The organism is Pseudomonas campi, assembly GCF_013200955.2.
GTDB lineage: Bacteria > Pseudomonadota > Gammaproteobacteria > Pseudomonadales > Pseudomonadaceae > Aquipseudomonas > Aquipseudomonas campi.
Window position 1 is genome coordinate 1,395,119 of record NZ_CP053697.2, and the last position, 24,569, is coordinate 1,419,687.

A 24,569-nucleotide genomic window follows, 5' to 3' on the forward strand; every position below is an offset into this window, starting at 1 on the left:
CCGGATGCAATCCGGGGTGGCCGGCGCCAAGGCCCCCGGATTACATCCGGGCTACGGTTGATTTGGGCGGGGTAATCCGCGCGGCGCAATCCATCCACCGACTGTGCGAAACAGGCTTATGAAAGACACCTATTCCCTCGACGACCTGCTGCACCTGATGGCCCGCCTGCGCGACCCGCAACATGGTTGCCCGTGGGACCTCAAGCAGAGCTACGCGACCATCGTCCCCTACACCATCGAGGAAGCCTACGAGGTAGCCGACGCCATCGAGCGCAGCGACTTCGAGCACCTGCCAGGTGAGCTCGGTGACCTGCTGTTCCAGGTGGTCTACTACAGCCAGCTGGCCCGCGAGGAGGGGCGATTCGAGTTCGCCCAGGTGGTCGACGGCATTACCCGCAAGTTGATCCGCCGCCACCCGCATGTGTTCGTCGATGGCGACCTGTATGGCGCGCCGGATGCGGCCAGGCTCGAGGAAGCGGCGGTCAAACAGCGTTGGGAAGAGTTAAAAGCCGAGGAGCGTGCAGAAAAGGCCGCCGTTCCCGAGCAGCTGTCCCTGCTGGACGATGTGCCCAGCGCGCTGCCGGCCCTGAGCCGCGCGGTCAAGCTGCAGAAGCGCGCAGCCCAGGTCGGGTTCGACTGGCCGGAAGCCCTGCCGGTGGTGGACAAGGTGCGCGAAGAACTGGACGAAGTGCTGGAGGCCATGAGCGAGAACGACCCGCAGGCCATCGCCGAGGAAATTGGCGACCTGCTGTTCGTGGTCACCAACCTGGCGCGCCATCTCAAGGTCGACCCGGAAACGGCCCTGCGCAGTGCCAACGGCAAGTTCGAGCGGCGCTTCCGCTTTATCGAACAAACCTTGCGCGCAGCCGGCCAGCCCATTGAGAATTGCAGCCTGGAACAACTGGATGCCCTGTGGGGCGAAGCCAAGAAGCAGGAAAAACTGCTGCCTGGCTGTTAACTGTCGAGATTGAAGGCCTTATGAGTATTTCCCTCCGCGATCAGCTGTTGAAAGCCGGTCTGGTCAATGAAAAGCAGGTCAAGCAGGCCGGCAAGCAGAAGCAGAAGCAGCAGCGCCTGGAGAAGAAGAACCAGGTCGAAGTCGACGACTCGCAGAAGCAGGCCGCCCTGCAGGCCATGGCCGAGAAGGTCGCGCGCGACCAGGAGCTGAACCGCCAGCAGCAGGAGAAGGCCGCGCAGAAGGCCCTCGCCGCGCAGATCAAGCAACTGATCGAAACCTCGCGCCTGCCGAAGATGACCAGCGAGGACTACTACAACTTCGTCGACGACAAGAAGGTCAAGCGCATCGCGGTCAACGCCATGCTGCGCGACAAGCTTAGCCGTGGCTCGCTGGCCATCGTCCGGCATGCCGGCGGCTACGAGATCATCCCGCGCGAAGCCGCGCTGAAGATCCAGGAGCGCGACCCGCAACGGGTGCTGCTGCTCAACACCCAGACCGAGGCGCCGGATGCCGACGACCCGTACGCCGCCTACCAGGTGCCGGACGACCTGATGTGGTGACGCTGGGTGAGTGGAAAAAGCTGGGCATTGCCCTAATACCGTTCACTTAAGTGCTTTGCTCCCCTCTCCCGTTCACGGGAGAGGGGCCGGGGGAGAGGGTAGGGCAGGCCACTGCGCCCCTCTCCCTAACCCTCTTCCACAAGTGGGAGAGGGGGCTGTCCGAGGTGCCAGCAACTCATCATCCCGTTGCATGGCTGCTGCATGTGCGGCAAGGAAAAATGCCGCTTTCCAGTCGTAGCCCGGATGCAATCCGGGAAATAGGCAGCTCCACTCCCGGATTGCATCCGGGCTACAACCGGGTTTCGCGTAGGGCGTTTACCGGGTTGAGTGGTTAGCAGCGCGCATTACCCAATAGCACCCGGCCGAAACTGGCACCCGTATCCAACGGTGTGATGGCCAGCAGGCGATCCATGCGCAAGCGCTGTTCACCCGTAGCGCTGCGCACGACGAAGAACTCCTCCTTGCTCGCATTAATCTCCGTGGTCACTGCCTCGGCCTGCAGCTCGCTGCCATCGGTCAGCTCGATGCGCAGGTGGTAGTGGTGCAGGCAGGCGATCTCCAGGTAGTCGTAAAGATCGCAGGCGATGGGCTGGTAGCTGTCGTTCATGGCGTTATCCCCTGATGGCTCACTGACCAGCCTAGGGTATTTTCACCAGGCAGAAAAAAGCCGGGCATTGCCCGGCTCGTTCACGGCAGGAGTGCGAAGAGCCTGTTTACGATCCTCTGAATTAGAGCCAGACAAGGCAAAAATGGCCGAGGAAGCGGAGTTTACGAGCTGTAAATGAGCATTCCGAGGCCATTTTTAACGCGGTATGGCCGACAGTCAGGAGATCGTGGACGGGTTCTTACTTCTTGATGCCTTCGACGGCGCGCCCACCCACGGTGCCGTCCTTGAGCATGATCTGGTATTCCTTGCCGTCCTTTTCCACCTGGTGCAGACGCACCAGCAGGTAGTCCCAGTCCTTGGCGAACCACAGCACGGTCTTGCGGCTGCTCTGGGTCGGGTCGCGCACGCGCTCGACCTTGATCGCGTCGATCAGCCCGGCCTGGGTGCGCACGCGCTCCTCGCCCAGCACGCGGAAGTCGTAAACCTCGATCTCGTCGCCGTCGACCACCTGGTAGCTCATGCTCTGCTTGCCGGCGGCGACGTCTTCCTGCAGCACCAACTGGTAGGTCGACTTGTCCTGCATGCCACGGTTGAGGGCGAAGCGCACCGGCTCGCCACGATCGCTGCCGAGTACCTGCTTCTCGGTCCAGTCGAAGTCGTGCTCGATCTGCTTGGCCTTGCCCAGGCCGCTGCGCTCGAAGCGGTAGGTCAGCGGCAGGAAGGTGCCGCTCTCGACGCGAAAGGTGCTGACTTCGCTGAGGCTGGCGACCAGCATGGCCGCTTCGAACGTCAGCTCCCAGCGCCCGTTGTCCAGGGCCTTCAGGCTGCGCCCGGCAGTGCCGCTGATCGGCACCTGTTTCCAGTCGGCGGTGTAGCTGGCGGAAAACGGTTTCAGTTCGAGGGCCTGCACCGGCAGGGCCAGTACGGCGAGCAGCAACAACAGGACGCGGGGCATGGAGTCTCCTTTAGTTGCGAATGATATGACCGCTGGCCGGTAGGGCCTGGCCATCGAGCAGGGCGCCAGCATCGGCATGGCGCAGGCGACCACTGGCAAACCAGCTGACCGCCAGGGGATAGATGCGGTGTTCTTCGGCGTGCACGCGTTGCGCCAGGCTCTCTGGCGTGTCGTCAGCCTGTACCGGAACTACCGCTTGTACGACCAGTGGGCCGCCATCGAGTTCCTCGGTCACGAAGTGCACGCTGCAGCCATGCTCGCGGTCACCGGCTTCCAGCGCGCGCTGGTGGGTGTGCAGGCCCTTGTACTTGGGCAGCAGCGAGGGGTGGATATTCAGCAGGCGACCTTCGTAGTGACGGACGAAGCCGCCACTGAGGATGCGCATGAAACCGGCCAGCACCACCAGCTGCGGATCGAAGCCGTCGATGGCCTCGACCAGCGCGGCGTCGAAGGCTTCGCGGCCGTCGAACTGCTTGTGGTCGAGGACCAGGGTGTCGATGCCGGCCAGCTTGGCGCGTTCCAGGCCATAGGCATCGGCGCGGTTGGAAATCACCGCGCGGATGCGTGCCGGGCTGTCACCGGTGGCGATGCTGTCGATCAGGGCCTGCAGGTTGCTGCCAGACCCAGAAATCAGCACCACGACATTGCAGTCGGCCATCAGTGGGCTTTCAGGTTGTTCAACACGACCTGGGCAGCGCCTTCGGCGGCAACGCCGATCTGGCCGATCACCCACGGGGCTTCGCCGGAAGCGCGCAGGCTGGCCAGGGTCGCTTCGACCTGGTCCTGGGCGACGCAGATGACCATGCCGACGCCGCAGTTGAGTACGCGGTGCATCTCGTGCTCGTCGACGTTGCCTTGCTCCTGCAGCCAGTCGAACACCGCCGGGCGGCTCCAGCTGGCCACGTCGACCACTGCCTGGGCGCCTTGCGGCAGCACGCGCGGGATGTTGTCGAGCAGGCCGCCACCGGTGATGTGGGCCATGGCTTTGACCGCGCCGGTTTCCTTGATCAGCTTGAGCAGCGGTTTGACGTAGATGCGCGTGGGCGCCATCAGCAGGTCGGTCAGCGGCTTGCCAGCCACCTCGGTGGTGGCGATATCGACGCCAGCCACTTCGATGATCTTGCGGATCAGCGAGTAACCATTGGAGTGCGGGCCAGAGGAGGGCAGGGCGATCAGGGCGTCACCGGTGGCGACTTTCGAACCGTCGATGATCTCGGCTTTTTCCACCACGCCGACGCAGAAGCCGGCCAGGTCGTAGTCTTCGCCTTCGTACATGCCAGGCATCTCGGCGGTTTCACCACCGACCAGGGAGCAGCCGGCCAGTTCGCAACCGGCGCCGATGCCGGTGACCACGGTGGCGGCCACGTCGACGTTGAGCTTGCCGGTGGCGTAGTAATCGAGGAAGAACAGCGGCTCGGCGCCGCACACCACCAGGTCGTTGACGCACATGGCGACCAGGTCCTGGCCGATGCTGTCGTGCTTGTTCAGGTTCAGTGCCAGGCGCAGCTTGGTGCCGACGCCGTCGGTGCCGCTGACCAGTACCGGCTGCTTGTAGCCGGCGGGGATTTCACACAGGGCGCCGAAACCACCCAGGCCACCCATGACTTCCGGGCGCGCGGTGCGCTTGGCGACGCCTTTGATGCGTTCGACCAGGGCTTCACCGGCGTCGATGTCTACACCGGCGTCCTTGTAGCTGATGGAGGGTTGCTTGCTCATGGGTTCAGGCCTTTAAAGGGGGAAATTCGAGTGGCGACCGGCCCTGGGTGGTGCCCACAGGCATGCCGGTCTGCGAAGGCGCGCGATTTTATCAGGCTTGCCCGCCAGCGGCCACCGGCCCCGACGGTTGCCGGGTGGCCGGCGGCTGTTTAAGGTATAGCCCTTCACGTGCGCCTGTCGCACAACCCCCAGCCTTCGAGACTCACCATGCGCCTGTTCGTTCGTCTGTTTGCCCTGTGCTGCGCGCTGCTCAGCCTGCCGTCCTTCGCCGAGCCGGTCAGCGGCCTCTATCAGGTACGCGAGCCGGTCACCAGCCAGCAGCCGGAAGAACGCACGGTGGCCCTGGGCAAAGCTCTGGAAACCCTGGTGCTGCGCCTGACTGGCGATGCCAAGGCGCTGCAGTCGCCGGCCCTGGACGGGGTGCGCAAGGACCCGCAGCAGCTGGTCAGTCGCTATGTCTACGAAGGCGAAACCCTGGTGGTCGACTTCGATCCGCTGACCACCGACAACAAGTTGCGCCAGGCTGGGCTGGCCCTGTGGGGGGCTAATCGTCCTTCCATTTTGACTTGGTGGATAGTCACTTCGCGAGAGGAAGCTAGCCTGGTTGGCGATGGTCAGAGCTCAGCCGCCCCCTTGCGCCAGGCCGCACAGAATCGCGGTTTGCCACTGCGTCTGCCGTTGGCCGACCTGCAGGAGCAGCTAGTTGCTACATCGGAGAATCTGAGTGCCAATCAACCCGATGCTCTGCGCGAGGCATCGAAGCGTTATGACGCCGATGCTCTGCTGACCGTGCTTGCTCGTGAAGAGTACGCTGGAATGGCAGCTGAGTGGCGTCTGTGGCTTGGGGATACCCGTGAGCAGGGGACTGTTAAAGGCGGAAGTCCGCAAGAGCTGGCCGATGCCGTTCTGCTGGCCGTCAGCGAGCGTCTGGCACCGCGTTTCGTGGTCAAGCCGGGTGCGTCAGGCGCCATGCTGGTCGAGGTGCAGGGCGCCGACCTGGCCCGCTATGCCGAGCTGGCGCGCCTGCTCGAACCCTTCGCCGCGCGCCTGAACAAGGTCAAGGGCGATCAACTGACCTGGCAGGTCAACGCCAGCGCCGAACAGCTGCGCGCCCAACTGGGCCTGGCCGGCTTGCAGGAAGTCCCGGCAGATGCAGCGCCGTTGGATGCCAGCGCCGCAGCCGGGGCTGCACCAGCCCCGACTCCTGCAAACCTGCTGCGTTTTCGCTGGTAGTCCGTCGCCAGCTCCCAGTTAACTGCTAGATCAAGGCGGAGAGCCTGATATGACCGATTCACGCCGCTGGATGTGGCTGGCTGGGCTGGTGTTGTTCTGCTGGCTGCTGTATCTGCTGACGCCGATTCTGTCGCCGTTTCTGGTGGCGATGCTGCTGGCTTACTTGAGCGACCCGCTGGTTGATCGCCTGGAGCGGCGCAAATTGTCGCGGACCTGGGCCGTGGTGCTGGTGTTCGGTCTGTTCAGCCTGCTGTTGCTGATTCTCTTGCTGGTGCTGATCCCCATGCTCGGGCGCCAGCTGATGCGCCTGTACGAGCTGGTGCCGCAGTTGCTCGACTGGCTGCAGCACCAGGCGCTGCCCTGGACGCAGGCGCAGTTCGGCCTGGCCGAGGACTTCTGGCGGTTTGAGCAGATCAAGGCCGCGCTCAGCGAGCACCTGGGCAAGACCAGCGATATCGTCGGCCTGGTTCTGGCCCAGGCCACGGCATCCAGCCTGGCGTTGCTCGGCTGGATCGGCAATCTGCTGTTGATCCCGGTGGTGGCCTTCTACCTGCTGCGCGACTGGGATGTGATGCTGGCCAAGCTGCGTGGCCTGTTGCCAAGGGGCCGCGAGAGTTTCGTGGTGCAGCTGGTCGGCGAGTGCCATGAAGTGCTGGGTGCCTTTATCCGTGGCCAACTGCTGGTGATGCTGGCGCTGGCTGGCATCTACTCAGGCGGTCTGATGCTGGTCGGCTTGGAGCTGGGCCTGCTGATCGGTGTGCTGGCCGGGTTGGCCAGCATCGTGCCGTACATGGGCTTTATCGTCGGCTTCGGTGCGGCGCTGGTAGCGGCACTGTTCCAGTTCGGCGGCTTCGAGCTGTACCCGCTGATCGGCATCGCCGTGGTGTTCGGCATCGGCCAGCTGCTCGAAGGCATGCTGCTGACACCCTGGCTGGTCGGTGATCGAATTGGCCTGCATCCGGTGGCGGTAATCTTCGCCATCCTTGCCGGCGGCCAACTGTTCGGCTTCACCGGCGTGCTGCTGGCCTTGCCGGTGGCGGCGATCATCATGGTTTTGCTGCGCCATGCTCATGATTTCTATAAACTTTCCGCCCTCTATGGTGAGCCCGGAGCAGGTTCTGACGAACCGCCCAACCCTGCATGATCCCGATTCAGCTGCCCCTGGGGGTGCGTCTGCGTGATGACGCCACCTTCGCCAACTATTATCCCGGCGCCAACGCTGCGGCCCTCGGCTATGCCGAGCGCCTGTGCGAGGCCGATGCGGGCTGGACCGAAAGCCTGATCTACCTCTGGGGTAGCGAGGGCGTGGGGCGCAGCCATCTGCTGCAGGCGGCCTGCCTGCGGTTCGAGCAGCGTGGCGAGTCGGTGGTCTATCTGCCGCTGGCCGAAGTGGCCGACTATGGCCCGGAGCTGCTCGACAACCTGGAGCAGTGCGAGCTGGTTTGCCTGGATGATCTGGAAGCGGTGGCGGGCCGGCCGGAGTGGGAAGAAGCGCTGTTCCACCTGTTCAATCGCCTGCGCGACAGTGGACGGCGTCTGCTGATTGCTGCCGCCGCCGCGCCACGCGAGTTGCCGATCGGTCTGGCCGACCTGCAGTCGCGCCTGACCCTGGCGCTGGTGTTCCAGCTGCATGCGCTGTCCGACGAGGACAAGCTGCGTGCCCTGCAGCTGCGTGCCTCGCGCCGCGGCCTGCACCTGACCGATGAAGTCGGGCGCTTCATCCTCAACCGTGGCGAGCGCAGCATGAGTGCGCTGTTCGAATTGCTCGAACGCCTCGACCAGGCCTCGCTGCAGGCCCAGCGCAAGCTGACCATTCCCTTCCTGAAAGAAGTCCTCGGCTGGTAGCTGCTGCTACGCGGGTGAGGTATCCAGCTCTGCGGCAAATTCCTTGATCGCTTGCGCGCAGGCTTCTGCGCGGCTTTGCAGGATGAAGTGCGGCCCTTCCAGCGCTATCTGGCGCAAATCACTGCAGTGTCGGCTGAGACTGGCTGCGGCGTTGCGCGATACCAGACGATCCTGCTGCGGCCACAGGTGCAGGGCGGGCACAGCCAGTGGCTGGTTGGGCTCCTGCAAGTGCGCCAGGTTGTGCAAGCGGGCCCGCAGCAGGGGGTCGGGCAACTGGTGGATTTCCTCGCGCAGTAGGGCGAGCAGCGCCGGGCTGGCGTTTCTACCGACACAGAACAACTGCAGCAGCTGATCGTGGCTGAGTAGGCGCTTGGGCAGCGGCAGGTAGCGGCTGAGGGCTAGCAGCGGGTGCGGGCGGCGGAGAAACGCGGCGGCGAAGATCACCCCGCGCAGTCCGGGCGGCTGGCGCAGGGCTAACTGGTAGGCCAGGTGCCCGGAGAAGGATTCCCCGAGCAAAACGAAGGGGCTGTCACCCAGCTGTGGCAGCAGGGCGGTGACGAGGCTGTCGCTGTCCTGCGGGCCCTGGCATGGCAGCTGCAGAGGCACAACCTGCACGTCATCCAGCCAAGGCAGCAGCGGGACGAACAGGCGGTTGCTGCCATTCAGGCCTGGCAGCAACAGCAGGCGCATCAGGCCTCGCCGGCCAGCTTGCGGTCGTACTGGAAGCGCCAGCGGGTGTAGAGCAGGGCGCTGCAGAACAGCTCGAAACTGATCAGGGCTTCCAGGATGCCGAACAGCATGCGCGCCGGGTCGATGGCCGCCAGTACACCCTGGATGAAGTAGATGTTGACCACGAAGCAGGTCCAGGCGTGGGCGCGGGCGCTGCCGAGGAACAGGCCGGGTGCAAGCAGCAGCAACGGTACCAGCTGGATGCTCAGCACTACCCAGGTGCGCGCGCCGTGCAGGTCGGCGAAACCGAGGTTCCACACCAGCAGCAGGACGAACAGGGCGATGAAGCTGAACAGGCTCAAGGCGCGTGTGAGTTTCAGGCGGGGCTGCAGCCATTCGAGGGCGGGAAGGGGTTTCGTTTGCTTAGCCACGCGGGGTCTCCAGCTGCTGGGCGGTTTTACCCAGGCGTAGCCCGAGGGCGCGGCACAGGGCGATTTCGTGTTCGTCGAGGGCTCGCTTGCCGTCGGCACCGGCGTGGTGGCTGGGGCCATAGGGCGTGCCGCCGCCGCGGGTGTCGAGCAGGGCGCCTTCGCTGTAGGGCAGGCCGCAAAGCAGCATGCCGTGGTGCAGCAGGGGCAGCATCATCGACAGCAGGGTGCTTTCCTGGCCGCCATGCAGGCTGGAGGTGGAGGTGAAGACCCCGGCCGGCTTGCCGACCAGTTCGCCGGTCAGCCACAGGCTGCTGGTGCCGTCGAGGAAGTACTTGAGCGGCGCGGCCATGTTGCCGAAGCGGGTCGGGCTGCCCAGGGCCAGGCCGGCGCAGTTCTTCAGGTCGTCGAGGCTGACGTACAGCGCACCTTCGGCGGGAATTGCCGGAGCCGTGGCTTCGCACTCGGTGGATACCGCCGGCACCGTGCGCAGGCGTGCTTCCAGCCCCGCCTGTTCGACGCCGCGGGCGATCTGCCGGGCCATCTCGGCGGTGGCGCCGTGGCGGCTGTAATACAGCACCAGGATGTAAGGTGCGCTCATGCCAGCAACTCCAGGACTTTCTCCGGTGGCCGGCCGATTACTGCCTTGTCACCGGCGATCAGGATCGGTCGTTCGATCAGCTTGGGGTGGGCAACCATGGCGGCGATCAGCTGTGCCTCGCTGAGGTTACTGTCGGCCAGGTTGAGGGCCTTGTATTCGTCCTCGCCAGTGCGCAGCAACTGGCGCGCGCCGATGCCCAGCTTGCTCAGCAGGCTCTGTAGCTCGGCGGCGGTGGGTGGGGTTTCCAGGTAGCGCAGGATGTTCGGCGTCAGGCCGCGGGCTTCGAGGAGTTCCAGCGCGCCACGGGATTTCGAGCAGCGCGGGTTGTGATAGAGGGTCAAGTCGGTCATGGATGGGTCGCATCAGGCCTGAGGTGGGCGCTATTCTACCTGCCTCGGCGCGGATCAGCGCAGTTCGGCATGCTAAGGAGAGGGAATGCGTCAGCGCTTAGAGGATGTCACGGAGTTCTGGCGTTTCCTGGTTCAGCGCTTCTTTGCCGACCGCGCCACCCAGAGCGCCGCCGCGCTGACCTACACCACCCTGTTCGCGGTGGTGCCGATGATGACCGTGACTTTCGCCATGCTTTCGGCGATTCCGGCTTTCCAGGACATGGGCGAAGAGATCCAGAGCTTTATCTTCCGCAACTTCGTGCCATCTTCCGGGGCCACGGTGCAGGAGTACCTGCGCGAGTTCACCGTCCAGGCGCGCAAACTGACGTGGATCGGTGTGGTGCTGCTGGCGGTCACCGCGTTCATGATGCTGGTGACCATCGAAAAGGCCTTCAACACCATCTGGCGGGTGCGTCAGCCGCGCCGTGGTGTGTCCAGTTTCCTGCTGTATTGGGCGATCCTCAGCCTGGGTCCGCTGCTGCTCGGCGCCGGCTTTGCGATCAGCACCTATGTCACTTCGCTGTCGCTGCTGTCCGGGCCGGATGCTTTGATCGGCGCCAAGACCCTGCTCGGCTTTGCCCCGCTGCTGTCCAGTGTTGCCGCCTTCACCCTGATCTATGCGACCGTGCCGAATGCCCGCGTACCGCTGCGCAATGCGCTGCTCGGCGGCCTGTTCACCGCCGTGCTGTTCGAGGTGGCCAAGGCGCTGTTCGGCCTGTTCGTCAGCCTGTTTCCCGGTTATCAGTTGATCTACGGCGCCTTCGCCACGGTGCCGCTGTTTCTGCTGTGGATCTATGTGTCCTGGCTGATCGTGCTGTTCGGCGCCGAGCTGGTGTGCAACCTGTCGTCCTCGCGCCACTGGCGCCGCCGCGCCCTGCCACGGCTGCTGGTGCTGTTGGGCATCCTGCGGGTGTTCCACGAACGTCAGCTGCAGGGTGTGCCGGTGCGGCACGCCGATGTGCAGCGCGAAGGCTGGCTGCTGCCGGAGGATGAGTGGGAGGAGGTCATCGACTTCCTTGAGCGCGAACACCTGGTCTGCCGGGTCAGCGGTGGCAGCGGCTGGGTGCTCAGTCGTGACCTGGAGCATTACACCCTGCACCAGCTGCTCAATCGCAGCCCCTGGCCCTTGCCTCGGCCGGGTCAGTTGCCGGATAAGCTGGCCGATGAAGTCTGGTACCCCGGCCTGCGCCGGGCTCTGGAACTGCTCAATGAGGAACAGGCCGCACTGTTCGGCGGCAGCCTGGCGCAGTGGCTACGGGGGTCGGACTGAGTGACCGTTGGTCGGCTCGGATAATCGGCCGGCGCGCTTCACGAAGTTTTCACCTTTCCCGACATAATCTGAGGGCGTTGAATCTCCATGACGTAATGCTCCTTTGGCCCCGCCCTCGTGCGGGGCTTTCTTTTTTTGGCTGCGGCGTTTGCGGTGTTGGGCTGGAAGAGAGCGTCTGTGCTCAGCAGTGATCGTTCTTTCGGTAGTTGTTCTGGCGCACAAAAGAAACGGTAATGGCATGTGCCTATCGGCGGTAGCAGGAAGCCCGCGTGTTGTGCACGCGGGAAGGGCGCAGTGTCCTTAGTAAGGCATTGGAACGAAGGCACCAGCGGGTTGGAGGAGATTTTCTAGGCTGGTCAGGCGCTCGATATCTTCTGCTCCAATGTAGATCTGTCCACAGTTGCCGAGATGAAGGAGGCCGTCCAGCTTGGGGAACAAAATGTTGATGTGGGAGCTAAAACCGAGAAGGAGATTGTTGAATGATTCCTCATCGGTGGCGACCGGGTCGCGATACCCAAAATCTTTGTACGTGTAGTAGACGTGATTATTCAGCAACGCGAGCAGAGCTTCACAAGACGACACCTCGAAGCCGAAGGTTTGGTCGGCGTAGTCCTGTTTGAAGATGTAAGCTGGCAGGTGGGGCGACAGAATTTGTGCGATGTGTTCATTTTGTTGCTCGGCAAGTTTGGCAGAGTCAGCAACCAGAACACCCCCGTGCTTGAAGGTTGGTGCTGACTCAGGATCAACCGCAGCTACCCTCCGATACAAGTCAGCGTAGGGCCCAAGGTTGTAATCACGGTCAAAACGCTTGCTCTGATAGGCCTGAACTTGCGCATGTTCATTGTCGTAAGGAAGGTCAGGGTCGATCTTGGGGAGTTGCTCAGTGATTATCGCTATAGCTTCCGGTAAGAGTTTGGTGAACCCAGGGATATTAAGTGATCGGTGCAGATGAGGGATGCCATCGTCATCTCCATCATTCTCATCACTCATATGTTCCTTCACCAAGTCGATAAGTCCCGAGAGAAATCCTTTCATGTGTGTCCCTGTCTTTATAAGTTCTGGTTGGCGCCCGATTGATCGGCGTACTGATCATAACCAAAACGCTTGATTTTCCAATATCAGGTAAGGTGGCGCAGTAGCTTGTCGCGGATCATTTCAAGGTCGATATCGCTGAAGCCGAGCAACTCTGGGTGATCGAGCAGGCTGTACTGGTGGGCGCGGGCGATGCGTGCAGCGTGCCCGGAACGCTATATGGATATAGGGTGATGCATGCGTGCACAAAAAAACCGGCTCTAAAGGCCGGTTTCTATAGGTTCCCTATTCATGTTGCGGTAACTCGAAACATGCTGGGATAAGTATCTGGAGCGGGTGAAGGGAATCGAACCCTCGTTATCAGCTTGGGAAGCTGGAGTAATGCCATTATACGACACCCGCTTTTGCGGGTGACTTTGTACCAGAATCGCCTGCGCAGGTGAAGCCACGGCGCGAGAAATACTCGTGTCGTGCCTGCCCCGGTGGCCGGAAGCAGAGGCGGGGCGGGCCTTGCTTCCAGCTCCGGTTCAGCCGGCGAGGGCGGCGCTTTCCTGCATGACCAGGCTGCGCTGGCGGTTGCTGAGCGGCTGTTGCAGGTAGCCCAGCAGCGTGTCGCGGGTCTGCAGCCAGGCGGCCTTGTGTTCCATGTCGAGAAAGTGACCGGCCTGGTCGATGCTGCGGAACTCGCTGTGGGGCACGTACTGGGCGAACAGACGTGCATCCTCGACCGTGGTGTATTCGTCCCACTCGCCGTTGACGAACAACATGGGGATCTCGATTTCCGCGGCGAAGCTGATGCAGGAGCGGCCTTCCATGTTCAGCACGTTTTCCACGTGGAAGCACATCTGCTGGTACTCGTAGATTTCCAGGCTGGTCACGTGGCGATGGTTGTAGCGCTTGTACAGCGAGGGCAGGTGCTTGCCGATGGTGCCGTTGAGCAGCAGCCCGGCATTTTCGCGGTCGCAGGCCTTCATCACTTCCACGCCACGTTCCAAGTAGCCGAGCATGGCCTGGTTGGTGATCGGCGAGAACGAGTTGATCACCGCCCGCACGATGCGCCGCGGCCGCCGCGCCAGGACCTGCAGGGTGGCGATGCCGCCCCAGGAGAAGGACAGCACGTGGTCGCAGGCGAAGTGTTCGACCAGTTCGAGGAGGATGTCGGCTTCCTCTTCGCGGGTCATCAGGCGTGTGTGGTCGTTGTGTTCGCGTGACTGCCCGGCGTAGGGCAGATCGAACAGCACCACATTGAAATGCGGGTAGAGATAGCGAACGGTTTGGGCGAAGGACGCCGTTGTCGACAGTGAACCGTTGACCAGAATGATGGTGTGCTCGGCGCTGTCAGCGCGGTAGAACTCCGTGTAAACCCGGTATTGCCCCTGGATATCCAGCACAGCGCTTTCTGGTTTCATGATGCATGCCCCTGACGTGCAATTACGGACGCGCAGCGATAAACCGCGAGCTGCGCGAGCTTCAGGACAGGTAGGCATACGCCTGGAAAGTGGGGGCCCTTGTCGACGGCTACAGTCTGTCGACAGGTGTTGTTATTGACGGGCGTTTTTCGGTTCGGGAATCGACCGGGTGGAGTGCGAACACTCCGCAGCGGTGCGATCAGGGGGCAGTCCCGTTACAGGTGCCGTGGCACCCTCAACCAAAAAAGTGTTCTTAGACTCTGTGTGCGACTTACTGGTCACTTCCGGACCTTGGATTTGATTCAAGCAGGCTTGTGTGACCGAGGCAAGTCACTCGAATGGCTGATTTCTTATCTTCTGCCGGACGGTTGTCGATTCACACCTGCGCGATTTCCTCGGCACTCAAAGCGCGGTATTCACCGGGAGCCAGGTCCGGGTCAAGCAGCAGCGGGCCCATGCGTTCGCGGTGCAGGCCGATGACCTTGTTCTGGAAGTGGCCGAACATGCGCTTGACCTGGTGGTAGCGGCCTTCATGCAAGGTCAGCAGGGCGCAGTGGCTGTCGAGAATCTGCAGTTCGGCGGGCAGGGTGGTGAGGTTCTCGTAGGCGAAGTACAGGCCCTGGGCGAACACCTCGATGTACTCGGGCGTGATCGGCTGTTCGGTCTGCACCCGGTAGACCTTGCCCAGGCGGCTGCGGGGCTCGGTGAGGCGGCGCGACCACAGGCCGTCGTTGGTGATCAGCAGCAGGCCGCTGGTGCCCAGGTCGAGGCGCCCGCCAATATGCAGCTCGTGCTTGTCCGGCTCATCGAGCAGGTCGAGCACGGTACGGTGCTGCGGATGCTCGGTGGCGCTGACCACGCCGACCGGCTTGTGCAGCATGAAGTAGCGCGCCGGCTTGCCGGCCTGCAGCAGTTGCTCATCCAGTTCGATGCGACTGAACTCGCGCACCTCGCAGCGGCCATCGCCGATCGTTTGCCCATTGACCCGAATGCGCCCGCCGGCCAACAGCAGGCGCGCGTCGGCGCGGCTGAACTGCGGCAGGTTGCTGAGGAAGCGGTCGAGGCGCACGGCTCAGTCCGCTTGCTTGGGCTCGGCGGGCAGGCCCTGAGCGCAGCGTGGGCAGAGGCAGGCCTGGTTACGCTGCGCGGCCGGCAGGCTGTCGAGCACGGTTGGATCAACGGCGGTGTGGAAGCACCAGCAGTCCTCCACGGCCTCGGACTGGCCGGCCTGGGCGCAGCGGTTGAGCTGGCCGCAGCGTGGGCAGCGGCTGGTGTCGGTCATGCCTGCGGCTCGAAGGTTTCTTCGCAGACGCGATTACGCCCGGACTGCTTGGCCCGGTACAGCGCGCGGTCGGCACGGGCGATCAGGCGGTCGAGGGTGTCTTCGTCATGCAGTTCGGTGATGCCGATACTGGTGCTGACCCTCAGGTTGACGCCGTTGAAGGGGAAGCTGCTGGCGTCGCTCTGCTCGCGAATTTTCTCGGCCAGCAGGCGCGCCGTGCTGCTGCCGGTGTCCTTGAGCAGCAGGATGAATTCCTCGCCGCCCCAGCGGCAGATGATGTCGGACTGGCGCAAGTTGCTTTGCAGGTTGTGCGCGAAGCCACGCAGCACCTCGTCGCCAGCCAGGTGGCCGTGGGTGTCGTTGAGCTGCTTGAACAGGTCGAGGTCGATCAGCAGGGCGCTCAGCGGGCTCTGGTTGCGCTTGGCCTCCTGCAGCGCCTGGCCGGCCAGCAGGTTGAAGCCGCGGCGGTTGGGCAGGCCGGTGAGCACATCGGTGGTGGCCAGGGTGGTGATGAAACGCTGGTAGCGGCGCATGGCCAGGTACACCAGTAACAGCACCAGGCCGCTGATCAGCGCGCAGATCAGCAGGTTCAGGTAGAGGGTATGGCGGATGCCGGCGAGGGCGCCTTCCTCGTGCTTGTCGACGAACAGGTACCAGTCCAGTTCGGGGATGAAGCGCACATTGAGGAAGTGGCCGCGGCCATGTTCCTGGTACTTGAAGTTGCCACTCTTCGGTTGCGGCAGTTTGGCCCTCAGTGCTTCCAGGCCGGCCACGCTGCTGAGCAACTGACCGGCTTTGGCGCCCAGCGGTCCGCCTTCGGCGCCAGTGAGCATCAGGCGACCGTCGCTGTCGACGAAGTACACGCTGCGCTCGTAACGCTGCTGGTAGTCGTCGATCAGCTTGACCACTGCATCGACGGTGAGGCCGACGCCGGTAACGCCGATGAAGTTGCCGCTGTAGTCGAACACCTTGTAGTTGATGAAGATGGTCAACTGGTCGCGGTTGGCCATGTCCGGGTCGACATTGATCTCGTAGGCATCCTGCATGTCACGCACGCGAAAGTACCAGACATCGCGCGGCTCATCTTCGCGCACCTGCTTGAGCACGCCTTTGGCCTGGTAGTAGGTGTGGGTCTTCTCGGAGATGAAGAAGCTGGTGTAGGCACCGTAATGTTCCTGCACTTCCAGCAGGTAGCGGGTTATCGGCGTGGGGTCCTGTTCGCCGGCCAGCACCCAGTCGCGCAGGAAGGTATCGCGCGACATCATCGAGGAGATCAGGATCGGCCGTACCAGATCCTTCTGGATCTCCGAATAGATGTTGTCGGAGGTCAGTGGCAGCTCGGTGTTGACGATGTTGTGGCGGATGCTGTCGCGCGAGGTGTAGTAGCCAATCACTGAGGTGGCGGCGAAGCCACTGAGCAGCAGGGCGAGCAGCAGTAGAAGCAGGATGCTCTGGGCTTTGCGGGAGTGGCTGAGTGGCATGTCGGAAACCTGGGGAAGTACGCCATGCTAGCCTGCCGGGCGGGTTGGCGTCACCGTCCGGCAGTGCAGGGCTGGGGTTCTGAGCCTAGTCGGGCAGCCCGGTAATTGTCGCGATCCAGGGCTCCAGGCGTTGACCGAAATTGACCTGGGCCTGGAAGGCTGGACGCTCATCGCTCGAATAGGCGGCGGGCAGATGTTTGGCCAGCGTGCTGCGCCAGGTATATGGCACGTTGAGACTGCTGCTGTGCAGCTGGTTGATCTGCCCGGTCAGGCGCCGCACGTTGCCGCTGCAATCGCACCAGACGCTGACTGTACCGGGCACCAGGGCGTAGCGGCGGCGATCGGCGTAGCGCTGGCGCAGGCTGGCGGCATCCAGGCCGACATCGACGGCGAACAGGCGGCTGTCCCGCTGGCGTTGGTTGGCCAGATACTCGCGTGCCGATTTTTCCTCGGCCTGCAGCTCTTCATCGTGCGGCAGTTTGGCCAGCCGTGCACTGGCCTGTTCCAGCTCTGCGGCCGCACGCTGCAGCTCGGCCTGGTAGGCCGGCCCATCGAGCTCCAGCACCACCAGCACCTGGCGTTTGTCGGAGCGCTGGTAATAGCCCGGATACTGCTCGTCGAGCGGCGCAAAGCCCAGGGCCAGCAATTGTTCCTGTTGCAGGGGCTGGCGTTGGTAGCGGTTATTGGCATCGTCTGAGCGTGGGCTACGCCAGTCCATGCGCAGGGCCAGGCCGCTGTTTTCCCGGCGCGGGCCCTCGTGGTCGCGCAGCAGTTCGCGCTCGGAGAGCAGCAGGCTGCTGTCTGGCTGGCCCTGGCGGTTGTACCAGACACCGCCCAGGGCCACGGCATTGGTCAGCAGGATCAGGGCGAGGCTGGCCAGCAGGGCGTGGCGGCTGGTGAACGTGATCATGCGTCTGCCCCCTTGTGGCTGCGGCGCATGCGCCCGAGTACCAGCAGGCTGAGCACGGCAACCAGGCCGAGCAGGAGGAAGAACAGGTACTTGGGCAGTACGTCCCACCACCAGTCGACCATCTTGATGCCGAGAAAGACGATGAAGAACAGCTGGCCGGTCAGCGCCACCTCCACCCAGTCGCGCCGCGTGCCCAGCCAGATGGCCAGGGCCGCGGCGGCAAAGCCGAGCAGCTGGTAGCCGTTTTCGATGCTGTCGGCGGAAAACGGCAGGTAGCTGCCATGCCCCCAGTTGGCCAGCACCAGCATGGGCACGAACAGGGCCAGCAGGCCCATGACTCGATAGGTGGCGGCGAAACCGCTGAAGCGCACCTGGCTGACGAACAGCGGTAGGAGGAACGCCAGTAGCCCACCGGGCAGTAAATTTTCCGGATGCTCGCCCGCGTCCAGCCAGTAGAAGCCGCTCCAGGCGCACAGCCGAGTGGCGCTGTAGGCCAGCAGGCAGGCCAGGCCGGCGATCAGCAGCAGACGGGCGTTGCAGCTGTAAGCCAGCAGCAGGGCGAGGGCGGCCCAGGGCAGCAGGGCCTTGTCCGAAGGAGTGATATTGAAGATCTGCCCGAGCAGGCTGATGTTGAGCACGAAGCAGGCGAAGGCGAGCAGGGCGGCCAGTTTGCTGAAATAGCCGGATGGGTCGCGCTGGCGGATGACGAAGGTCAGCAGCAGGCTGCCGAGGGAGAAACCGATCAGGATGGCGACCTGCGCCGCTTCGCTGAACAGGCCCCAGAACTGGTAGAAGAAGAACAACAGGCTGGCCACCAGGGCCAGGGCGCCGAGCAACGAGACGATGCGCATGCTCAGCGACAGGCGCTTGCTCTGCTGGGTGTGGTCGATGTCGAAGCGGCTGCGGTACTGCGCCAGCAAGTCCTGATGATGCAGTTGCAGGTGTTGCAGCTGCTCGTTGCCGAGCGCCAGCGCCTGTTCCTCGTGCAGGCGCTGCACCTCGCGGTAGAACGCCTGGATATCGTCGGCGCGGTGCTGCGCCTGGTCGCGGGTCAGCGGCATGACTCTTCCCTGTGTACTGTGCGCCTGCGTGATGCAGGCGTGCGCTGGATGCCGGCACTCTAAACCCGAAACAGGTGAGTCGCCAATTGTGCCGCGCTTGTCCTCGCTGCGCGTGGCGGAGCGCACGAAACCTGTAGGAGCCAGCTTGCTGGCGATGCTCTTGCGGTGCCGTTGATCGCCAGCAAGCGGGCTCCTACGGATTGTCGGGTGGATAACGCTCTGCTTATCCACCGCTGTCTCCTTTATCAGGCCTCAGCCCTTGCTCTGCATGTAGGCCTTCCAGCCGCCGAAGTGGGTGATGTCCACGGCGCCGGCCAGGCCATAGGGCTCGCAGATAAACCCGGTTTCCCAGCTGCCATCGGCCAGCTGCACCTTGCCCAGGCCCAGCGGCGCAGGGATGCCGGTGAGGAACGAACCCAGCTCGGCGCTCGGCAGTTCCCAGACTTCCACGGCGATGGCCACACCGCCTTCGGCAACCCGGACCATGCCCGGACGGAACGGCGGGCCGCCGGCCAGGGCGTACAGCTGGTAGTCCGGTGAACTCTGCGTGGCCTGCAGCAGACGGCCGCCGCGTTGCTTGAGTTGCCAGTTCAGTGGCAGGCCGTCGAGGTGCGCGCCGCACACCACCACGCGGGCGCGGTCGTTGCGGGCGACGCTGGCCGGGGCCGGCGTATCCAGCGTGCGTTCACCGGATAGCGGCAGGCCGTGCTGGCGCTGCAGGCCGTCGGCCAGGCTGAGCAGGTACTGGTCGGTGAAGGCGCGACCGAACAGGGTCACGCCCCAGGGCAGGCCGTTGGCCATGAAGCCGGCCGGCACCGCGACGGCGGCGTAGTCGAGCATGTTCATGAAGTTGGTGTAGTAGCCCAGGTCCGAGTTGCGCTTGACCGGCTCGGCGTGCAGCTCGTCCAGGGTTACCGGGCGTGGGTAGGCCGGGGTGAGGATGCAGTCGACCTCGGCGAGGATGCGGTCGCAGATCGCCTTGAGCGCCTGCAGGCGGTATTGCGCGCGGAAGGTGTCGACGCCGCTGACGCTCGGCGCTTTTTCCAGCACGGCCTTGATCACCGGCAGCACGGCGTCCGGCTGCTGCTCGATGAGTGCGCCGGCGACGCTGTAGCGCTCGGCGACCCAGGGGCCTTCGTAGAGCAGGCGCGCGGCTTCGAGGAAGGGCGCGAAGTCGATTTCCACCGCTTCGCCGCCAAGGGTTTTCAGTTGTTCGATGGTGCTGGCGAACAGCGCCGGGCTTTCCGCGCAGCCGAGGAATTCCAGCTGTACCGGTACACCGAAGCGGAAGCCCGGGCGTGGTTTGCCGAAGGCGCTGGCGTCGTTCCACAGCGGGTTGGCGCGGCTGTATTCATCGCGCGCATCGAGCTTGGCAGTCAGCGCCAGCAACTGGCTGGCCTCGGCAGCGCTGGCGGTGAAGTAGGTCACGCAGTCCAGCGTGCGGCAGGCGGGCACCACGCCGGCGGTGGAGAGCAGGCCCTTGGTCGCCTTGAGGCCGACCAGGTTGTTCAGCGCCGCCGGCACGCGGCCGCTGCCTGCGGTGTCGGTGCCGAGGGCGAAGCTGGCCACGCCGAGGGCCACGGCCAGGGCCGAGCCGGAGCTGGAGCCGCCGGACGGGTAGGCCGGGTGCACGCTGTTGCGGCATTCGCCATAGGGGGAACGGGTGCCGTTAAGGCCGGTGGCGAACTGGTCGAGGTTGGTCTTGCCCATGGGCACGGCGCCGAGGGCGATCAGCTGGGCGACGATGGTTGCGCTCTGCTCTGGCACATAGGCGAAGGCCGGGCAGGCGGCGGTCGTTGGGATTCCGGCCAGGTCGATATTGTCCTTGATGGCGAAGGGCACGCCGAACAGCGGCAGCTCGGCCGGTGACTTGTCGTCCAGCGCCGCGAGGTAGGGTTCCAGTTCTGCCAGGCTGAGCAGGTGGATGAACAAGTTGAACTCGGGGTTCAGTGCGGCGGCCCGCTCGTGCAGGGTGGTGATCAGCTGGCGCGGGGTCAGGCTGCCATCGCTGTAGGCGGCTTTCAGGGCGCCGAGGCGCAGGTCGAATTCGTGTTTCATCGGGCTTCCTCGTTTCTTGCGATTCCGCTTGGTGGGTCGATGAAGCGTGACCCACCCTACGATCTGTTCCCTCGCCCCTTTGGGGAGAGGGTTAGGGAGAGGGGGCTCTTGCGTTGCCAATGACCCTCTCCCCCGGCTCCTCTCCCGCAAGCGGGAGAGGGGGGTAGAAGCTCAGACTTCCTCGAGTACCACCACCCGCTGCCCGGCGCGCACCGGCGATCCAGGCTGTACGCGTACTTCGCGCACCACGCCGTCACGCGGGGCGAGCAGGGGGATTTCCATCTTCATCGACTCGAGGATCACCAGCACATCGCCGGCTTTCACCGCGCTGCCTGCCTCGACCTGCACCTGCCAGAGGTTGCCGGCAATGTGGCTGTCGATGCTGTGCTGGCCGGCGCCGAGCGGGGCGTCGTCACCCAGTTCGGGGGCCACTTCCTCGCTCTCGTAGTGGGCCTGGCCGGAGGCGATCCAGCGCTGGCGTTCGGCGTCGAAGGCGGCGCGTTGCTGGCTGCGGAAGGCGTCGATGCCCTCGGCTTCCTCGGTGAGGAAGTCCTGGTAGTCGGCCAGGGCCAGTTCGCTGTCTTCGATGCGCAGTTCATAGCGGCCGAGCGGGAAGTCGCGGCGGATCTGCAGCAGCTCCTCGGCGCCTACCGGGTAGAAGCGGATCTGGTCGAAGAAACGCAGCAGCCAGGGCTTGCCGTGGAAGGCGGCGACTTCGCGGTAACGGTTCCACATCTGCAGGGTGCGGCCGACGAACTGGTAGCCGCCGGGGCCTTCCATGCCATACACGCACATATAGGCGCCGCCGATGCCCACCGAGTTCTCGGCGGTCCAGGTGCGCGCCGGGTTGTACTTGGTGGTGACCAGGCGGTGGCGCGGGTCCAGCGGCGTGGCCACCGGCGCGCCGAGGTAGACGTCGCCCAGGCCCATCACCAGATAGCTGGCGTCGAACACCGTGCGGTACACCTCGTCGAGGTTGGGCAGGTCGTTGATGCGGCGGATGAACTCCAGGTTGCTCGGGCACCAGGGCGCGTCCTTGCGCACCGTGGTCATGTACTTGTCGATGGCCAGCTGGCAGGCCGGGTCATCCCAGGACAGCGGCAGGTGGACGATGCGCGACGGCACCTTGAGGTCCTGGGCGTTGCACACCGCATCCCACTCGCCGGCGACGGTGTCGAGCAGTTGCTGTAGCGGCAGGGTTTCCGGTTGGTAGTGCACCTGCAGCGAGCGGATACCCGGGGTCAGGTCGATCACGCCGTTGAGCTGTTTGGCTTCCAGCGCCTGCATCAGCGCGTGGCCGCGGAAGCGCAGCACCAGGTCCAGCTCCGGCGCGCCGATTTCCAGCAGCAGGTGGGTGTCGCCGGAGAGGCGGGCGACCAGGCGTTTGTCGGCTGCGCCGATGTCGAGCACGATCGGGCTCTGTAGCCCGGATGCAATCCGGGAAACGGTTGCCGCATCGCTCCCGGATTGCATCCGGGCTACGAGGTCGTGGCTTTCTGCGTTACGCGCCTTGGCCAGCTCCCGCGCCGTGGCGATATCCACCGGCAGAAAACGCACCTTGTCCCCGGCCTTGAGTTGCCCCAGCTGCCACAGGTCCGCTTCGATAATGGTCACCGGGCAAACGAAGCCGCCCAGGCTCGGGCCGTCCGGGCCGAGGATCACCGGCATATCGCCGGTGAAGTCCACCGCGCCGATGGCGTAGGGGTTGTCGTGGATATTCGATGGGTGCAGGCCGGCTTCGCCGCCGCTGTCGCGCACCCACTCGGGTTTCGGGCCGATCAGGCGCACGCCGGTGCGGCTGGAGTTGAAGTGCACTTCCCAGTCGGTGGCGAGGAAGGTGTCGATATAGGCCGGGGTGAAGTATTCCGGCGCGCCGTGCGGGCCGTAGATCACGCGGATTTCACGCACGGCTGGCAGGGCGGTGCACAGTGCGGCGGGCAGTTGCGCGCCGGCTTCCAGATTGGTCAGAGCAGGGATATGCAGCACATCGCCGGCACGCAGGGCGCGGCCGCCGTGGCCGCCGAACTGGCCGAGGGTAAAGGTGCTTTTCGAGCCCAGATAATCCGGTACCTGCAGGCCGCCGCGCAGGGTGAGATAAGAGCGCGCACCGCTGCCGGCGATGGTGCCGAGGCTCAGGGTGCTACCGGCCTTGATCAGCAACGCGGTGTTTATCGGCTGAACCACGCCGTTCAGGGTGACTGGAATCGCCGCACCGGTCACCGCCACCACTGCATCGGTGTTGAAGCGCAGCAGCGGGCCGCTCATGGTGATTTCCAGGCCGGCGGCGCCTTCCTCGTTGCCCAGCAGGCGGTTGCCCAGGCGCAGCGCGCGGTCGTCCATCGGCCCCGACGGCGGCACGCCGACGGCCCAGTAGCCGAGGCGGCCGGGGAAATCCTGCACGGTGGTCTGGGTGCCGGCGCTGAGCACCTCGAAAGTGTGTGCCTGGTAGAGCAAACCTTCCAGGCAGCGCGTCCAGGGCGAGCCGCTGGCGAAGGGTGCGTCGACCAGGATCTGCCGCAGGTAGTCGCGGTTGGATTCCACGCCGTACAGCACCGAGTCGGCCAGGGCTTGGCTCAGCGCGGCGCTGGCTTCCTCGCGGGTCGGCTGCCAGGTGATCACCTTTGCGATCATTGGGTCGAAGTAGGGCGGAATCTCGCAGCCGGCTTCCACCCAGGTGTCGATGCGCAGGCTCTTGCCATCGGCCTTGGGGAAGTCCACGGCGGTGAGCAGGCCGGGGCTCGGCTGGAAGTCGCGGCCCGGATCTTCGGCGTACAGGCGCGCCTGGATGGCGTGGCCGCTGGGTTTCAGGCCTTTGGCCAGTTCGCTCAGCGGCGCCAGGTCGCCGGCCGCCAGTTCGATCATCCAGCGCACCAGGTCAACGCCCCACACCTGTTCGGTGACGCCGTGCTCGACCTGCAGGCGGGTGTTCACTTCGAGGAAGTAGAAGCGCTCGGCCGCGCTGTCGTAGACGAATTCCACGGTGCCGGCGCTGCGGTAGCTGACCGCCTTGGCCAGCTTGATCGCCGCCGCGCACAGCTCATCGGCCATGCCGGCCGGCAGATTGGGTGCCGGGGTTTCTTCCAGCACTTTCTGGTTGCGCCGCTGCACCGAGCAGTCGCGCACGCCGAGGGCGAGGACTTCGCCCTGGCCGTCGCCGAACACTTGCACTTCCAGGTGACGGGCACGTTGGATGTACTTCTCGATAAACACGCCGCTGTCGCTGAAGTTGTTCTGCCCCAGGCGTTTGACCGCCTCGAAGGCATCGCTCAGCTCGGCTGCGCTGTTGCATACGCGCATGCCGATGCCGCCACCGCCGGCGGTGCTTTTCAGCATCACCGGGTAGCCGACCTGCTCGCCGGCGACCAGCGCGGCGTCGAGGTTTTCCAGCAGCTCGGTGCCTTCGAGCATCGGCACGCCGTGCTGTTTGGCCAGCGCGCGGGCGGTGTGCTTGAGGCCGAAGACGCGCAGTTGCTCGGGTGTCGGACCGACAAAGGCGATACCGGCGGCCTCGCAGGCTTCGGCGAAGGCGGCGTTCTCGGAGAGGAAGCCGTAGCCGGGATGGATGGCCTTGGCGCCGGTCTGTTTGGCGACGGCGAGGATCTTGTCCACCACCAGGTAGGTGCCGGCGGCCGGGCCTTCGCCGAGGCTGAAAGCTTCATCGGCCTGCTGGATATGCAGGCTGGCGGCGTCGGCCTCGGAGTACACGGCCACGCCTTTGACGTCGAGTTGACGCAGGGTGCGCAGGATGCGGCAGGCAATGGCGCCGCGGTTGGCGATCAGGAGTTTGTCGAACATCTGCTTGCCCTCGGAAGGGTTGGCGGGCCGTCCCGTCTTGGTCGTCTGCACCACGGTCGTCCGTGGCTGAAATTCTTTTGCCGGCTTCCCGGATTGCATCCGGGCTACGGGCTGGGGAGAGGGTTCAACTCGGCGCTCGGCCATTCCCCTCTCCCCCGGCCCCTCTCCCGTGAACGGGAGAGGGGAGAGGGGAGGGAACCCAGGCACTGCCCCGCGCGGCTTTGGCACAGCCAGAACAGCCAGCGGCGTAGCCCGGATGCAATCCGGGGATTGGCGGCACTGGACTCCCGGATTGCATCCGGGCTACGGG

23 protein-coding genes and 1 tRNA gene are annotated in these 24,569 nt (G+C 64.4%); 6 read left to right on the forward strand and 18 right to left on the reverse strand.

Translation table 11 applies throughout. The annotated features are described in order from the left end of the window. The first annotated feature begins 118 nt into the window (after positions 1–118). Positions 119–958 (forward strand): nucleoside triphosphate pyrophosphohydrolase, encoded by an 840-nt coding sequence (gene mazG / locus HNE05_RS06365; RefSeq protein WP_173204457.1) that lies wholly within the window; start codon positions 119–121, stop codon positions 956–958. Between the two features lie 20 nt (positions 959–978). Further along, complete coding sequence (locus HNE05_RS06370; RefSeq protein WP_173204460.1) at positions 979–1,518, forward strand: DUF2058 domain-containing protein; 540 nt, start codon at positions 979–981, stop codon at positions 1,516–1,518. Positions 1,519–1,849: 331 nt separating this feature from the next. Here the strand turns inward: HNE05_RS06370 and HNE05_RS06375 are convergent, their stop codons facing one another. The 4 genes from HNE05_RS06375 to purM form a co-directional block, all read right to left on the reverse strand. Continuing rightward, a complete protein-coding gene (locus HNE05_RS06375; RefSeq protein WP_173204463.1) occupies positions 1,850–2,125 on the reverse strand; it encodes a Rho-binding antiterminator in 276 nt (91 codons plus the stop codon). 238 nt (positions 2,126–2,363) lie between these two features. Further along, positions 2,364–3,080, reverse strand: coding sequence for a DUF3108 domain-containing protein (locus HNE05_RS06380; RefSeq protein ID WP_173204467.1), 717 nt, complete (start codon positions 3,078–3,080; stop codon positions 2,364–2,366). 10 nt (positions 3,081–3,090) lie between these two features. Further along, a complete protein-coding gene (purN, locus tag HNE05_RS06385; RefSeq protein WP_420826991.1) occupies positions 3,091–3,738 on the reverse strand; it encodes a phosphoribosylglycinamide formyltransferase in 648 nt (215 codons plus the stop codon). Next, on the reverse strand, positions 3,738–4,796 hold the full coding sequence (gene purM, locus HNE05_RS06390; RefSeq protein ID WP_173204470.1) for a phosphoribosylformylglycinamidine cyclo-ligase: 1,059 nt from the start codon (positions 4,794–4,796) through the stop codon (positions 3,738–3,740). Before purM ends, purN begins: the two co-directional genes overlap by 1 nt. 207 nt (positions 4,797–5,003) lie before the next feature. On the opposite strand from purM, the gene HNE05_RS06395 reads away from it, so the two are divergent. Genes HNE05_RS06395 through hda form a run of 3 tightly spaced genes read left to right on the forward strand, consistent with a single transcriptional unit; the run spans position 5,004 to position 7,874 of the window. Continuing rightward, positions 5,004–6,029 (forward strand): DUF2066 domain-containing protein, encoded by a 1,026-nt coding sequence (locus HNE05_RS06395; protein WP_173204473.1) that lies wholly within the window; start codon positions 5,004–5,006, stop codon positions 6,027–6,029. 49 nt (positions 6,030–6,078) lie between these two features. Further along, positions 6,079–7,173: an AI-2E family transporter gene (locus HNE05_RS06400; protein ID WP_173204476.1), complete on the forward strand. Its 1,095-nt coding sequence runs from the start codon at positions 6,079–6,081 to the stop codon at positions 7,171–7,173. Beyond that, the gene (gene hda / locus HNE05_RS06405; RefSeq protein ID WP_160494865.1) at positions 7,170–7,874 is read left to right on the forward strand and encodes a DnaA regulatory inactivator Hda; all 705 of its coding nucleotides are present in this window, start codon (positions 7,170–7,172) and stop codon (positions 7,872–7,874) included. The genes HNE05_RS06400 and hda overlap by 4 nt, the downstream gene beginning before the upstream one ends. 6 nt (positions 7,875–7,880) lie before the next feature. Here the strand turns inward: hda and HNE05_RS06410 are convergent, their stop codons facing one another. Genes HNE05_RS06410 through arsC form a run of 4 tightly spaced genes read right to left on the reverse strand, consistent with a single transcriptional unit; the run spans position 7,881 to position 9,922 of the window. Beyond that, the gene (locus HNE05_RS06410; protein ID WP_173204479.1) at positions 7,881–8,564 is read right to left on the reverse strand and encodes an alpha/beta fold hydrolase; all 684 of its coding nucleotides are present in this window, start codon (positions 8,562–8,564) and stop codon (positions 7,881–7,883) included. Next, the gene (locus HNE05_RS06415) at positions 8,564–8,974 is read right to left on the reverse strand and encodes a DUF2069 domain-containing protein (protein ID WP_173204482.1); all 411 of its coding nucleotides are present in this window, start codon (positions 8,972–8,974) and stop codon (positions 8,564–8,566) included. The genes HNE05_RS06410 and HNE05_RS06415 overlap by 1 nt, the downstream gene beginning before the upstream one ends. After that, on the reverse strand, positions 8,967–9,572 hold the full coding sequence (wrbA, locus tag HNE05_RS06420) for an NAD(P)H:quinone oxidoreductase (RefSeq protein ID WP_173204485.1): 606 nt from the start codon (positions 9,570–9,572) through the stop codon (positions 8,967–8,969). The genes HNE05_RS06415 and wrbA overlap by 8 nt, the downstream gene beginning before the upstream one ends. Continuing rightward, a complete protein-coding gene (gene arsC, locus HNE05_RS06425; protein WP_173204489.1) occupies positions 9,569–9,922 on the reverse strand; it encodes an arsenate reductase (glutaredoxin) in 354 nt (117 codons plus the stop codon). The genes wrbA and arsC overlap by 4 nt, the downstream gene beginning before the upstream one ends. An 85-nt stretch (positions 9,923–10,007) precedes the next feature. On the opposite strand from arsC, the gene HNE05_RS06430 reads away from it, so the two are divergent. Then, on the forward strand, positions 10,008–11,231 hold the full coding sequence (locus tag HNE05_RS06430; RefSeq protein ID WP_173204492.1) for a virulence factor BrkB family protein: 1,224 nt from the start codon (positions 10,008–10,010) through the stop codon (positions 11,229–11,231). Positions 11,232–11,531: 300 nt separating this feature from the next. Here HNE05_RS06430 and HNE05_RS06435 read toward each other — a convergent pair whose 3' ends face one another. From HNE05_RS06435 to uca, 10 genes are all read right to left on the reverse strand, one after another. Continuing rightward, the gene (locus HNE05_RS06435) at positions 11,532–12,266 is read right to left on the reverse strand and encodes a hypothetical protein (protein ID WP_173204495.1); all 735 of its coding nucleotides are present in this window, start codon (positions 12,264–12,266) and stop codon (positions 11,532–11,534) included. A 325-nt stretch (positions 12,267–12,591) separates the two neighbouring features. Further along, positions 12,592–12,665: transfer RNA gene (locus HNE05_RS06440), tRNA-Gly, on the reverse strand. 125 nt (positions 12,666–12,790) lie between these two features. Further along, positions 12,791–13,672, reverse strand: coding sequence for an alpha/beta fold hydrolase (locus HNE05_RS06445; RefSeq protein ID WP_173204498.1), 882 nt, complete (start codon positions 13,670–13,672; stop codon positions 12,791–12,793). 376 nt (positions 13,673–14,048) lie between these two features. Further along, positions 14,049–14,741, reverse strand: a complete 693-nt coding sequence (locus HNE05_RS06450; protein WP_173204501.1) for a pseudouridine synthase — start codon at positions 14,739–14,741, stop codon at positions 14,049–14,051. A 3-nt stretch (positions 14,742–14,744) separates the two neighbouring features. Further along, the gene (locus tag HNE05_RS06455; protein ID WP_173204504.1) at positions 14,745–14,954 is read right to left on the reverse strand and encodes a cysteine-rich CWC family protein; all 210 of its coding nucleotides are present in this window, start codon (positions 14,952–14,954) and stop codon (positions 14,745–14,747) included. Next, on the reverse strand, positions 14,951–16,435 hold the full coding sequence (locus HNE05_RS06460) for a sensor domain-containing diguanylate cyclase (RefSeq protein WP_173204520.1): 1,485 nt from the start codon (positions 16,433–16,435) through the stop codon (positions 14,951–14,953). Before HNE05_RS06460 ends, HNE05_RS06455 begins: the two co-directional genes overlap by 4 nt. Before the next feature lie 85 nt (positions 16,436–16,520). Next, positions 16,521–17,345 carry a DUF4824 family protein gene (locus HNE05_RS06465; RefSeq protein ID WP_173204524.1) on the reverse strand — a complete coding sequence of 275 codons (825 nt, stop codon included), beginning with the start codon at positions 17,343–17,345 and terminating at the stop codon, positions 16,521–16,523. Next, positions 17,342–18,406, reverse strand: coding sequence for a DUF2157 domain-containing protein (locus HNE05_RS06470; RefSeq protein WP_173204527.1), 1,065 nt, complete (start codon positions 18,404–18,406; stop codon positions 17,342–17,344). Before HNE05_RS06470 ends, HNE05_RS06465 begins: the two co-directional genes overlap by 4 nt. Before the next feature lie 252 nt (positions 18,407–18,658). Continuing rightward, on the reverse strand, positions 18,659–20,464 hold the full coding sequence (gene atzF, locus HNE05_RS06475; RefSeq protein ID WP_173204530.1) for an allophanate hydrolase: 1,806 nt from the start codon (positions 20,462–20,464) through the stop codon (positions 18,659–18,661). A 171-nt stretch (positions 20,465–20,635) separates the two neighbouring features. Beyond that, entirely contained in the window at positions 20,636–24,259 is a 3,624-nt protein-coding gene (gene uca / locus HNE05_RS06480) for an urea carboxylase (RefSeq protein WP_173204533.1), read from the reverse strand. Between the last annotated feature and the right edge of the window lie 310 nt (positions 24,260–24,569).